This window comes from Microbacterium foliorum, from assembly GCF_006385575.1.
Taxonomy (GTDB): Bacteria; Actinomycetota; Actinomycetes; order Actinomycetales; family Microbacteriaceae; genus Microbacterium; species Microbacterium foliorum_B.
This window is the reverse complement of sequence record NZ_CP041040.1, coordinates 2244999-2257144: the sequence shown is the minus strand read 5'-3', so window position 1 is coordinate 2257144 and position 12146 is coordinate 2244999. Positions and strand designations below refer to the sequence as shown.

General features: G+C 67.4%; 11 protein-coding genes. 10 read left to right on the top strand and 1 reads right to left on the bottom strand.

All coding sequences use genetic code 11. The annotated features are described in order from the left end of the window. Position 1: 1 nt before the first annotated feature. The gene (locus FIV50_RS10880; RefSeq protein ID WP_140038732.1) at positions 2-1027 is read right to left on the bottom strand and encodes a polyprenyl synthetase family protein; all 1026 of its coding nucleotides are present in this window, start codon (positions 1025-1027) and stop codon (positions 2-4) included. A gap of 161 nt (positions 1028-1188) precedes the next feature. Between FIV50_RS10880 and FIV50_RS10875 the strand changes: the two genes are divergently transcribed. The 10 genes from FIV50_RS10875 to FIV50_RS10830 all read left to right on the top strand — a co-directional run bounded on the left by FIV50_RS10875 (position 1189) and on the right by FIV50_RS10830 (position 12102). Then, positions 1189-1560: a DUF3040 domain-containing protein gene (locus tag FIV50_RS10875; RefSeq protein ID WP_140037449.1), complete on the top strand. Its 372-nt coding sequence runs from the start codon at positions 1189-1191 to the stop codon at positions 1558-1560. 303 nt (positions 1561-1863) lie between these two features. Beyond that, the gene (gene mraZ, locus FIV50_RS10870; RefSeq protein WP_140037448.1) at positions 1864-2295 is read left to right on the top strand and encodes a division/cell wall cluster transcriptional repressor MraZ; all 432 of its coding nucleotides are present in this window, start codon (positions 1864-1866) and stop codon (positions 2293-2295) included. Between the two features lie 117 nt (positions 2296-2412). Continuing rightward, positions 2413-3351, top strand: coding sequence for a 16S rRNA (cytosine(1402)-N(4))-methyltransferase RsmH (gene rsmH, locus FIV50_RS10865; protein ID WP_140037447.1), 939 nt, complete (start codon positions 2413-2415; stop codon positions 3349-3351). Beyond that, on the top strand, positions 3348-3923 hold the full coding sequence (locus FIV50_RS10860) for a hypothetical protein (protein ID WP_140037446.1): 576 nt from the start codon (positions 3348-3350) through the stop codon (positions 3921-3923). The genes rsmH and FIV50_RS10860 overlap by 4 nt, the downstream gene beginning before the upstream one ends. 39 nt (positions 3924-3962) lie before the next feature. Then, positions 3963-5744 (top strand): peptidoglycan D,D-transpeptidase FtsI family protein, encoded by a 1782-nt coding sequence (locus FIV50_RS10855; RefSeq protein ID WP_140037445.1) that lies wholly within the window; start codon positions 3963-3965, stop codon positions 5742-5744. Positions 5745-5772: 28 nt separating this feature from the next. Further along, positions 5773-7185: a UDP-N-acetylmuramoyl-tripeptide--D-alanyl-D-alanine ligase gene (locus FIV50_RS10850; RefSeq protein WP_140037444.1), complete on the top strand. Its 1413-nt coding sequence runs from the start codon at positions 5773-5775 to the stop codon at positions 7183-7185. Beyond that, complete coding sequence (mraY, locus tag FIV50_RS10845; RefSeq protein WP_056377159.1) at positions 7182-8294, top strand: phospho-N-acetylmuramoyl-pentapeptide-transferase; 1113 nt, start codon at positions 7182-7184, stop codon at positions 8292-8294. Before FIV50_RS10850 ends, mraY begins: the two co-directional genes overlap by 4 nt. Further along, positions 8284-9822: a UDP-N-acetylmuramoyl-L-alanine--D-glutamate ligase gene (gene murD, locus FIV50_RS10840; protein ID WP_140037443.1), complete on the top strand. Its 1539-nt coding sequence runs from the start codon at positions 8284-8286 to the stop codon at positions 9820-9822. Before mraY ends, murD begins: the two co-directional genes overlap by 11 nt. Beyond that, positions 9791-11029 (top strand): putative lipid II flippase FtsW, encoded by a 1239-nt coding sequence (gene ftsW / locus FIV50_RS10835; protein ID WP_140037442.1) that lies wholly within the window; start codon positions 9791-9793, stop codon positions 11027-11029. Before murD ends, ftsW begins: the two co-directional genes overlap by 32 nt. After that, a complete protein-coding gene (locus FIV50_RS10830; protein WP_140037441.1) occupies positions 11026-12102 on the top strand; it encodes a UDP-N-acetylglucosamine--N-acetylmuramyl-(pentapeptide) pyrophosphoryl-undecaprenol N-acetylglucosamine transferase in 1077 nt (358 codons plus the stop codon). Before ftsW ends, FIV50_RS10830 begins: the two co-directional genes overlap by 4 nt. Positions 12103-12146: the final 44 nt, after the last annotated feature.

Here is a 12146-nt window from a genome sequence, read left to right as displayed (position 1 = left end):
CTCAGGCCGATCGCACCGTCGCCGCGCGCGCGAGATCACGCAGATCGCCGACAGCCGCGTTGTCGAGTCGCGCTCCGGAGAGCGCTCGGTCGGCTTCCCGTGCGTACTCGTCGATCATGCTTTCCACGCGCTCGAGAGCGCCGGAGGCCGTGATGGTCGCCTGCAGGAACGCGACCTGCTCGCCCGTGAGGTCGGGGTCGCCCAGCATCTCATCGAACAGAGTGCGGGCGGACGTGTCGAGCGTCTGTCTCGTGAGGGCGACGAGCACCGTGCGCTTGCCCTCGCGCAGGTCGTCGCCTGCAGGCTTTCCCGTGACGGCGGCATCGCCGTAGACCCCGAGCAGGTCATCGCGGAGCTGAAATGCCATCCCGACCGGATGGCCGAACCTGCGGAGGGCCAGGAGCTGGTCGGCATCGGCATCTGCGATCGCCGCGCCGAGCACCAGTGGCTGCTCGATGCTGTACCGCGCAGACTTGAACGAGACGACCCGAAGGGCACGCTCGACGTGCGAGTCGGTGGCATGGACGCTCCATGCGGATTCCTCGGCGATGTCGAGGAACTGGCCCACGGTGACGTCGCGGCGCATGCGGCCGTACTCGCGGCGGACCGCCGATGCATGCGGGAGCGGTTCGATCGCGTCCTCGAGCAGGTCGTCGCTCCAGGCCACCAGTAGATCGCCGAGGAGGATCGCCGACGAGCGGCCGAACGCCGCCGGGTCGCCGCGCCAACCGGCCCCGACATGGGCGCTCTCCAGCGCGCGGTGAGCGGCCGGCCGGCCGCGTCGGGTGTCGGAGTTGTCGATCAGGTCGTCGTGCACCAGCGCGGCGGACTGGAAGATCTCCAGCGCGGCGCAGACATCCCAGAGGGCCGCGGACTCCTCTGCGTCGCGATCACGGAAGCGTGCGACGGCCTGCCAGCCCGCATGGCAGAAACGGGCACGCAGTCGCTTACCGCCCACGAGCGTGTCGGCTGCCGAATCGATCAGGCCCGCGGCGTCGGCGCCGTAGTCGATCGACTCGCCTCGCATCCGGTCGAGGAACAGCCGCAGGCGTGCGGCGACGGCGTCGGAGACGAAGGAGGGGGTCGGCACGACTCCCAGCATACGTAAAGCCAACAGAGGCCCTTGCTGCTAGCCCGCAGCGGCATACCGCGAGTAGAATGGACGAACGAATACCCGAGGGGGACGAAATGCCACTCTCCGAACAGGAGCAGCGTCTGCTCGATGAGATGGAACGCCATCTCCTCCACAACGACGCCGATGTCGTCAGTGCGCCGTCAGGCGATCGAGCTCTCAGCTACCGCAACCTCGTCTACGGAGCGCTCCTGCTCCTCGCAGGGGTGGGCGGGCTGATCGTCGGAGTCGTGCTCGGAGACGTCTGGGGCGTCGTGGTCGGCGTCATCGGATTCGTCGCCATGCTCGGGGGTGTCATGATCGCCGTGACTCCCGTCCGCAAGCCGCTCTCTGCCGTTCCTCGCGAGCGCGCACCCAAGCAGCGGAGTTCCGCATCCTTCATGGATCGCATGAACGATCGATGGGACCGCCGCCAAGACGGCAACTGACCCCACCTCTTCCTCGAAGGCCCGGATGCTCTGAGCATCCGGGCCTTCGTCGTGTTCGGACCCTGAATAGCCGCATGGCTGCGCGCTGATGCCGGTCTGCTGACGCGCCACTGGCCCTCCACTCGCCCTCCACTGGCCCTCCACCTCCCTCCACCCGCGTCAAGCCGCTAGATCACGCGGTTTTTCGGCGCGCTCTGAAACGTTCACCGCGCTGAGCTGCGGATTGACCGTAGGTTTGTGGAGGAAAGTGGAGTAAAGTGGGGCGCACCTCGAGTTGGCCGGACGGAGAGGGGGTGATGGCTGATGTTGCTGGGAACGCATTCTCCGAAGTTGGACGACAAGGGGCGGGTCATCCTTCCCGCGAAGTTCCGCGAAGACCTCGGTGGCGGCATCGTCGTCACCAGAGGGCAGGAACGCTGCCTCTACGTCTTCAGCACGGCCGAATTCGAGACGATGCACGAACGGATCCGTCAGGCGCCGCTCGCGAACAAGCAGGCGCGTGACTTCATGCGACTGTTCCTCTCCGGTGCGAGTGCGGAGATGCCAGACAGCCAGAACCGCATCACCATCCCCGTGCACCTTCGTCAGTACGCGGGCCTGCAGAAGGAACTCATCGTCACCGGAGTCGGCGCCCACGCCGAGATCTGGGATGCCGAGAGCTGGAACAGCTACCTCGCAGCCGGCGAGGAGACCTACTCCGAACTCGAGCAGGAGGTGATTCCGGGACTCTTCTGACCACGGCTGTGATGCCCCGCCGCTCCTGCCCCGACACACTTCCCCGGTGCCGGGTCGTGAAGCGGAGGGGGATCAGGGCCCTGGTCACCGAGATACAGAGGTCACCCGAGAAAGATCATGAACCTCCGCGACATCCACACCCCAGTTCTGCTCGACCGCTGCGTCGAGCTCCTCGCTCCCGCCCTGCAAGCCGACGGAGCGGTGCTCGTCGATGCCACTCTCGGCATGGGCGGTCACTCCGAGGCACTGCTCGAGCGGTTCCCGAACATCCGTCTCGTCGGACTCGATCGCGACACCGACGCCCTGCGCATCGCGGGGGAGCGGCTCGCTCGCTTCAAGGACCGGATCACACTCGTGCACACCGTCTACGACGAGATCGGGCTGCACGCCCAGGGCGCGGCCGGCATCCTCTTCGACCTCGGCGTCTCGTCTCTGCAGCTCGACGAGGCAGAGCGCGGCTTCGCGTACTCCAAAGACGCCCCGCTCGACATGCGGATGGATCAGACGAAGGGCGTCACGGCCGCCGAGGTCATCGCGACCTACAACGAGGGCAACCTGCGTCGCATCTTCGAGCGCTACGGCGAGGAGAAGCTCGCGGGTCGCTACGCGCGGTTCATCATCGCCGCGCGCGAGAAGAAGCCGATCACCCGATCCGGTGAGCTCGTGGAGATCCTCCAAGCGGCCACGCCTGCAGCGGCTCAGCGTTCCGGTCACCCGGCCAAGCGCGTCTTCCAGGCGCTGCGCATCGAAGTGAACGCCGAACTCAACGTGCTGGCTGATGCGATCCCGTCCGCGATGGACGCGCTCGCGGTCGGCGGGCGCATCGTGGTCATGTCCTACCAGTCTCTCGAGGATCGACTCGTGAAGCAGGCCTTCGCTGCCGGCGCCGCCTCCACCGCGCCGCGGGGCCTGCCCGTCGAACTGCCGGAACACGCACCTCGATTCCGCATCATCACCAAGGGAGCCGAGCTCGCCGACGACGACGAGCGGGCTCGCAACCCCCGAGCCATTCCGGTCAGACTGCGTGCCGCAGAGAAAGTGCGGGAGAACTCATGAGCCTGAACGTCGCAGCTCCGAAGTCCAGGGCGCTTCCCGACGCGCCTGAGCGCGCTCCTCGGCGACGTCTCGAGCCGGTGACCGGCATCCCGGTCCGCCGCAAGCCGAAGCTCGCCTACGCGATCGCGGCACTCGCCGGGGCGATGATCATCGGAGCCGTGCAGATCGGACTCTCGCTGGCGATCACGCAGGACTCGTTCGTGCTGGCAGGTCTCTCTGCGCAGCAGCACGAGCTCGACCTGCACGCCAACGCGCTGCAGGAGGATCTCACGGGAACGAGCTCGCCTCAGTCCCTCGCTGCCAGCGCCGCCTCCCTCGGCATGGTCGTGGCAGGGGCTCCGTCCTATCTTCGGCTGAGCGACGGAGCAGTCTTCGGTCAGGGAACCGGTGCGACCGGCTCGTCGACGATCGATCCGAACGGCGCGGGCGCGGTGAGCAACTCCCTGCTTAACGATGTGCCGGTGAACCCCTCGACGGCAGACGACGCCGTGCCCGAAGGGACCGCGGGCCAGTCCGCGCAGGAGCTCCCGCCCGCGATCACCGACGGGCTCCCGAGCCCCAGCACCCGCTAGCCGAATCCGCCCACCACCGAGACCTGACGGAGAGAGTCCATGACGACACGAGCAACACGGACGCCGCGGCGCCGCACGGTCGTCGCGCTCGCGGTGATCCTGGCGGTCCTGGCGGCATTCGTCGTGCGTCTCGTCGACATCCAGGTTGTGAAGGCGGATGAGCATGTTGCCCAGTCGCTCGAGTTCATCGCGCACCGCACCTCCATTCCGGGCGAGCGCGGTTCAGTGGTCGACAGCGAGGGATCGGTGCTCGCCGAGAGCGTCCTGGTCTACGACGCGCAGCTCAGCCCCCAGGTCATCCGGCTGCTGGAGGAGGACGAGAAGAATCCGCCGAAACTGCCGTGGGCCGAGGCATCGACCCGCATGGCCGAGATCATGGGCATCGATGCAGACGAGCTGCGGGCCGAGGTCGCAGCGGAGCTCGCGGAGAACCCTGATTCGCAGTACCTCCCGCTGGTCAAGGGCCTCAGCACCGAGAAGTACATCGAACTCCGCGAACTCAAGGTGTCGTCGTACCTCGAGATGAAGCCGCGCGAGGTTCGGGTCTACCCGAACGGCGCTGTGGCGGGAAACCTGCTGGGATACCTCGACGGAACGGGCGCCGCGCAGACCGGGGTCGAGAAGATGGACGAGAAGTGCCTCGCTCCGACCGACGGCGAAGAGTCGTATCGCACGGGCAAGAACAACGTCGTCATCCCCGGCAGCGAGAGCAGGGTGGATGCCGTCGACGGCGGCACCGTGCAGCTGACGGTCAACAGTGATCTGCAGTGGTACATGCAGCAGATGATCGCCGAGGAGGCGCAGGCCCAGGGCGCCAAGGGCGGCACTGTCACCGTGGTCGAGGTCGGCACCGGAAAGATCCGTGCAGCCGCCGAATGGCCGACCATGGACCCCAACGATCTCGACGCATCGTCGCCGGAGACCTGGACCAGCAAGCTCTTCACCTACCCGTTCGAGCCGGGGTCGACCTTCAAAGCGGTGACCGCTGCGGCCGTCATGGAGAACGCCGGCGTGACCATGACGAGTCCGACCGTGTCGGCGTCCTCGCATGAGAAGTTCGACAACGGTGCCGTGATCAACGACGCGTTCGTCCACCCCACGTTCCAGTACACCCTCGCCGGCGCGCTGATCGACTCCTCGAACGTCGCACTGTCGAAGTTCGGCACCATGGTGAGCCCCGACATCCGGCACGACTACCTCGAGCGCTTCGGCGTGGGCGACACGACGATCGGGTTCCCCAACGAGACGTCCGGGGAGATCCACCCCACGAGCGACTGGGACAACCAGTCGCTCTACACGACCACGTTCGGTCAGTACTTCACGGTCACCGCTCCCCAGCTCGCCGGCGCGTATCAGGCGATCGCGAACGGCGGCGAGAAGATCGGCCTCTCGCTGGTCGAGTCGTGCACGGCGCCCGACGGCACGGTGGTCACACCCGAGGCGCCCGAGTCAGAGCAGATCGTCAAGCCCGAGACCGCAGCCGACCTGACGCGCATGCTCGAGAACGTCGCCGTTCAGGGAGGCAACGCCGACCGCATCCAGGTGCCCGGCTACCGTGTGACGAGCAAGACGGGTACTGCGCAGATCCCTGACGGCAAGGGCGGATACAAGTCGGGCGTGTACTACACCAGCATGGTGGGCTTCGCGCCGGTCGACGATCCGCAGTACGTCGTGGTGGTGACTCTCGATGAGCCGACTAGAGTTACATCGTCTGCTGCTACCGCTTCTGCCTTCCAGAAGGCGATGACCCAGACCATGAAGACCTACCGCGTGATGCCGTCCTCCAGCCCGATGGACGCACTGCTTCCCAAGTTCGAATAGACGGCGCCCTGCCGCGCCTGGAGACGTCATGATCGCCCTGTCGCTTGCTGAGATCGCCGCCGTCGTCGGGGGTGATCTCCGCCTCGCCGGTTCTTCGACCGCCGACACCGTCATCGACGGTGTGGTCGACACCGACTCGCGCAACATGGCGCCCGGATCCGTCTTCGTCGCGAAGCCAGGAGCCGAGACCGACGGACATCGGTTCGTCGGGTCGGCGCTGGCCGCCGGTGCCGCTCTCGCGATCGTCGAGCACGAGGTCGATGAGGAGATCGCGCAGATCGTCGTGCCCGACGTCGTCGTCGCTCTCGCCGACCTCGCGCGCGAGGTGGTCGCGCGCGTGCGCGCGGCGGGAGATCTGAAGATCGTCGGGATCACCGGATCGAACGGCAAGACGACGACGAAGAACTTCCTCGCCCGCATCCTCGCCGACGAGGGTGAGACCGTCGCGCCGATCAACTCGTACAACAACGAGGTGGGCGCACCGGTCACCATGCTGCGCGTCACGGACGGCACGCGCTTCCTCGTCAGTGAGTTCGGCGCGGATGCGCCGGGGAGCATCGCCCGTCTCGCCGGACTCGTGGAGCCGGACGTCGCGGTGGTGCTGATGGTCGGAATGGCGCATGCCGGCGGATTCGGCGGCATCGAGGCGACAGCCAAGGCCAAGTCCGAGCTCGTGGCCGCTGCACGCCCCTCAGGCACAGCTGTGCTCAACATCGACGACGCCCGCGTGGCCGCGATGGGCGAGCTCGCCGAGTCGCGGGGCATGCAGGTCGTCAGCTTCGGCCAGAGTGCCACCGCAGACGTGCAGGCCCACGACCTCGAGGTCACCGCATCCGGCACCTCGTGCATCATCGAAGCGGCGGGGGAGAGCCTGCCCCTGCGCCTGCAGGTGCTCGGCGCGCACCACATCGGCAATGCGCTGGCGGCCATCACCGCCGCGGGGGTGCTCGGAGTGTCAGCGGCCGACGCCATCGCGCGTCTCGAGACGGTCGAGATCGCGGAGCGCTGGCGCATGCAGCCGATGGGCAGCGACCGAGTGCGCATCATCAACGACGCCTACAACGCCAGCCCCGACTCCATGGCGGCGGCGCTGCGCACTCTCGCCCAGATCACCGGCCCGGATGAGCGGACGGTCGCGGTGCTCGGCGCCATGAGCGAGCTCGGTGAGACCGCCGGCGAGGAGCATGACCGCATCGGACTGCTGGCCGTGCGGCTGAACATCCAGCGGATCGTCGTCGTGGGCCCCGAGGCCCGCAGGCTCTACATCTCGGCCATCGGCGAAGGGTCCTGGGACAGCGAGGCCATCTTCTTCCCCGACCAGGACGCGGCGTTCGACTACCTGCGCACCGAACTCCGCGACGGCGACCGCGTGCTCGTGAAGTCCTCCAATTCCGTGGGCCTCCGGCACCTCGGCGATCGTCTGGGAGAATTGTTCTCGTGAGATCTCTCATCATGGCGGCTGCCATCTCGCTCGCCTTCACTCTCTTCCTGACTCCCGTCTTCCTCCGGCTCTTCCGCAAGTGGGGCTGGGGGCAGGTCATCCGCACGCCCGAGGCGATCGAGAACCCGAACCACGAGGCGAAGCGCGGCACACCCACCATGGGTGGCGTGATCTTCATCGTCGGCACGATGGTCGGCTACTTCACCGGCACGTACGTCGGTGGCGGCACCCCCGCGCTGTCCGCGCTTCTCGTCATCTGGCTGATGGTGGGCTTCGGAGCCGTCGGCTTCATCGACGACTACATGAAGGTGCGGAGCCAGCGCAGCCTCGGGCTCTCGGGCTGGCGCAAGATCATCGGCCAGCTCGTCGTGATCATCCCGTTCGGCATCGTCGCCCTGAACTTCCCGAACGCGTTCGATCAGACTCCGGCATCCGGGTCGATCTCGCTGTTCCGCGACATCCCCTGGCTGAACCTCTTCGCCTTCACAGCGATCCTCGGGTGGGCGCTGTATCTGCTCTGGATCTCGGTCATCGGCGTCGCGACGTCGAACAGCGTCAACCTCACAGACGGCCTCGACGGTCTCGCCGCGGGCGCCGGAGTCATCGTCGTCGGTGCCTACAGCCTGATCGCGTTCTGGCAGTTCAAGCAGTCGTGCGTCGGAGAGGGCGTCGAGACGGCGGCTCTGGGCGGATGCTACGAAGTGCGCGATCCGTTCAGCCTGGCTATCATCGCCGCGTCGTTCGCCGCGAGCCTGATCGGCTTCCTCTGGTGGAACGCGCCCAAGGCGAAGGTCTTCATGGGTGATGTCGGATCCATGGCGATCGGAGGCGTCATCACCGCCATGGCGATCCTCACCCGCACAGAGCTGCTGCTTCTCGTGATCGCCGGCGTCTTCGTCCTCGCCTCCGGGTCGGTGATCCTCCAGCGCGCATACTTCAAGATCACCCGCGGCAAGCGGCTGTTCCTGATGAGCCCCTTCCACCACCATCTCGAGATGCGCGGGTGGTCCGAGGTGACGATCGTGGTCCGCATGTGGATCATCGCGGGTCTCCTCGCGATCTCGGCGGTCGGCCTGTTCTATGTGGAGTGGCTGACACGTGTCGACTGAGGCGAGGCTCGCGACGCTCACGAGCTGGAGCTCCGACTGGTCGGGTCTGCGTGTGGCGGTTCTCGGACTCTCCATGACCGGCTTCTCGGTGGCCGACACGCTGACCGAACTCGGTGCGGATGTGCTGGTCCTGTCCGAATCCGCGGAAGAGGAGTATGCCAAGCTCCTGCCGGTGATCGGCGCCCGGCTCGAGCTCGGGCCTCTCGATCAGGTTCCCGAGACACTGGCGGAATTCGCGCCCGAGGTCGTCATCGCGTCTCCGGGGTTCGCTCCCTCGCACCCCGTGATCCGCTGGACGCAGGAGTCCGGCATCGCGCTCTGGGGTGACATCGAGCTCGCCTGGCGAGTGCGTGACAAGGTGCCGCGCCCTGATGGCACTCCGGCCGACTGGGTGCTCATCACCGGCACCAATGGCAAGACCACCACGACGCAGCTCACCGCCTCCCTTCTGGTCGAAGGCGGACTGCGTGCGGCGCCCTGCGGCAACATCGGAGTGCCGGTGCTCGACGCGGTGCGCGACCCGGCGGGCTTCGATGCGCTCGTCGTCGAGCTGTCGAGCCATCAGCTCTGGTATCTCGGGCTCTCCCGAGCCGAAGGCGAGCTGTATCCGCATGCCTCGGTGTGCCTGAACCTCGCCGACGACCATCTGGTGTGGCACGGGAGCGCGCGGGCGTACCGCGACGCGAAGGCTCTCGTCTACCGCAACACCCGCGTCGCCTGCGTCTACAACAAGGCCGACGAGGCGACCAGGATCATGGTCGAGGAGGCCGAGGTCGTCGAGGGCGCGCGCGCGATCGGCTTCGATCTCGGCATCCCCGGTCCGAGCGACCTCGGTGTCGTGGAGGGGCTGATCGTCGATCGCGCGTTCCTGGACGACCGGACCAGCAGCGCCCTCGAGCTCACGACCGTCGCGGACCTCCGGGATGCCGGCCTTGCCGCGCCGCACATCGTGCAGAACATCCTCGCGGCGAGTGCGCTCGCGCGCTCGCTGGGCGTCGCGCCCGAGGCGATCCACGCCGCGCTGCAGTCCTTCCGGCTCGACGAGCATCGCATCCAGATCATCGCCCGACACGGCGGCATCACCTGGGTGGACGACTCCAAGGCGACCAACCCTCATGCGGCCGCTTCGTCGCTCCGCGCGTACCCCGGTGCGGTCTGGGTCGTCGGCGGCGACCTCAAGGGCGTCGACATCGGCGATCTGGTCGCGACGGCCGGCACGACCGCCCGTGCGGCCGTGGTCATCGGAGTGGAGCGCGCGGCCGTCGTCGCGGCATTCGAGCGACACGCGCCGCAGGTGCCGGTGTTCGAGGTGGATGCTGGCGAGACTGGTCAGGTCATGAATCGCGTGGTGGAGATCGCCGCGGGGATCGTCGAAGACGAGGGCACAGTTCTGCTGGCCCCCGCAGCGGCCTCCTTCGATCAGTTCTCCAGCTATGCGGATCGAGGACACCGCTTCGCCGAAGCGGTGCAGGACTGGATAGACCGGGGGAGCGCCGATGACGCAGGTCGAACGCCCCCACCGCTCTGACACCGGCAGCACCCGCTCAGGGGGCCTCGCCGCCAGAGTGTCGCTCGGGCGTCGATTCACCCCTGTCTCGACCGAATTCCTGATGATCGCATCGGCCGCGCTGATGCTGACCATCTTCGGTCTCGTGATGGTGCTGTCGGCGACGAGCGCGACCGCCGTGTCCAACGGGGAGAACCCGATGGACGGCGCGCTGCGTCAGGGGATCTTCGCCGTGCTCGGCGTGCCGCTGATGTTCCTGATCTCACGACTTCCGATCGCGTTCCTCAAGCGCATGGCCTGGCCCGCGCTATTCGGCGCCATCGCGCTGCAGCTTCTCGTCTTCACGCCGCTCGGCATCGAGGACGGCGGAAACCGCAACTGGATCATGATCGCGGGGTTCACCCTGCAGCCGTCCGAGTTCCTCAAGCTCGCACTCGCACTGTGGATCGGCTTCGTTCTGATGCGCAAGCAGACCATGCTCGGCACCTGGCACCAGGTCTTCATCCCGGTCGTGCCTGTCGGCGCGCTGGCGATCGGAACGGTCATCGCGGGCAAAGACCTCGGCACCGCGATGGTGCTCGTCATCATCCTGCTCGGCTGTCTCTTCTTCTCGGGCGTGAAGCTCCGGCTGTTCATCCTCCCGGTGCTGCTCGGGGTGGTCGCCGTCATCGCCCTGGCCATCACGAGCCCTGACCGCATGCGGCGCATCACCGCGACATGCTCGGACATGTCTGCCTACACGGGTGACTGCTATCAGTCGATCCATGGTGTGTGGGGCATGGCCTCCGGCGGTGTCTTCGGAGTGGGCCTCGGCAACTCGCAGGAGAAGTACGGGTGGCTGCCCGCCGCGGGCAACGACTTCATCTTCGCCATCGTCGGCGAAGAGCTGGGACTGATCGGCTGCATCGTCGTGCTGGCGCTGTTCACCCTCTTCACGGTCGGCGCCTTCCACATCATCCGCAAGACCGCAGACCCGTTCATCCGCGTCGCAGCCGGTGGCATCACCGTCTGGATCACCGGGCAGGCCGTCTTCAACATCGGCGTCGTGATCGGGCTGTTCCCCGTCATGGGTGTGCCGCTGCCCTTCATGTCACAGGGTGGCACGGCGCTCCTGGCTGTTCTCATCGCCTGCGGAGTGCTGCTCTCGTTCGCGCGCACCATCCCCGTCGCCGAGGGCCGTTCGCCTGGACGGGCCGCTTCAGCAGGGCGGGGTAAGGTCACACGGTGACCACGTACCTTCTCGCCGGCGGTGGAACCGCCGGTCACGTCAACCCCCTGCTCGCCGTCGCTGACGCACTGCGCGCCCGCGACGCGGATGCGACCGTGCTGGTGCTGGGAACGGCCGAGGGACTCGAATCCCGTCTCGTCCCGGAAAGGGGCTATGAGCTGCTCATCGTCGACAAGGTCCCGTTCCCCCGGCGGCCCGACAAGCAGGCAGCCATGTTCCCGGCTCGGTTCCGTCGAGCGGTCGCTCAGGTGCGCGATCACATCCGCGCTCATGACGTCGACGTCGTCGTCGGATTCGGAGGCTACGCCTCTGCCCCGGCCTACGTCGCCGCAGGCCGCGAGAGGGTTCCCTTCGTGGTGCACGAGGCCAACGCGAAGCCCGGCCTCGCCAACGTCCTCGGTGCTCGTCGGGCAGCTGCCACGGGAGTCGCCTTCGCGGGGACACCCCTGCGAGGTGGCGAGGTGGTGGGCATGCCGCTGCGGCGCGAGGTCATCGAGCTCGACCGCGCAGCCCTGCGCGAAGAAGCTGCCGCGAGCTTCGGGCTCGACCCCGCGCGCCCCGTACTTCTCGTCTTCGGCGGCTCGCTCGGCGCTCAGCGGCTGAACGAGGCCCTCGCCGACTCGTGGGGCGACGTCCTGGCCGCCGGATGGCAGCTGCTGCACGTGACGGGTGAGCGCAGCGATCTCGCAGACCCCGAGGTGCCCGGTTACGCGATGCGGCGCTATGTCGACCGGATGGATCTCGCATTCGCCCTGGCCGACCTCATCGTCTCGAGATCCGGCGCCGCCACCGTGAGCGAGATCAGCGCGCTCGGAATCCCCGCGCTGTACGTGCCTTATTCGGTGGGCAACGGCGAGCAGCGGCTGAACGCGGCCTCGGCCGTGGCCGCCGGCGCTGCGCGTCTCCTCGACGACGCGACGTTCGACGGCGATGCGGTGCGCCGACTGGTGATCCCGGTCATGGAGGATCCGCAGCAGCTCGCAGCCATGCAGGCGGCCGCAGGACAGGTCGGCACCCGCAGCGGCACGGAGAACCTCATCGCCCTGGTGGATCGCGCGCTCAGGGCCTCCTGAGATCGCCATAGACACGCCTCCGCGACGCCGCAACGTCATCACCG

Excerpts from the sequence above, each read along its gene's own strand:
- FIV50_RS10880 (WP_140038732.1), bottom strand. The coding sequence starts at position 1,027 with ATGCGAGGCGAGTCGATCGACTACGGCGCCGACGCCGCGGGCCTGATC.
- ftsW (WP_140037442.1), top strand. The coding sequence starts at position 9,791 with ATGACGCAGGTCGAACGCCCCCACCGCTCTGACACCGGCAGCACCCGC.
- FIV50_RS10855 (WP_140037445.1), top strand. The coding sequence starts at position 3,963 with ATGACGACACGAGCAACACGGACGCCGCGGCGCCGCACGGTCGTCGCG.
- mraZ (WP_140037448.1), top strand. The coding sequence starts at position 1,864 with ATGTTGCTGGGAACGCATTCTCCGAAGTTGGACGACAAGGGGCGGGTC.
- FIV50_RS10860 (WP_140037446.1), top strand. The coding sequence starts at position 3,348 with ATGAGCCTGAACGTCGCAGCTCCGAAGTCCAGGGCGCTTCCCGACGCG.
- FIV50_RS10850 (WP_140037444.1), top strand. The coding sequence starts at position 5,773 with ATGATCGCCCTGTCGCTTGCTGAGATCGCCGCCGTCGTCGGGGGTGAT.
- FIV50_RS10875 (WP_140037449.1), top strand. The coding sequence starts at position 1,189 with ATGCCACTCTCCGAACAGGAGCAGCGTCTGCTCGATGAGATGGAACGC.
- rsmH (WP_140037447.1), top strand. The coding sequence starts at position 2,413 with ATGAACCTCCGCGACATCCACACCCCAGTTCTGCTCGACCGCTGCGTC.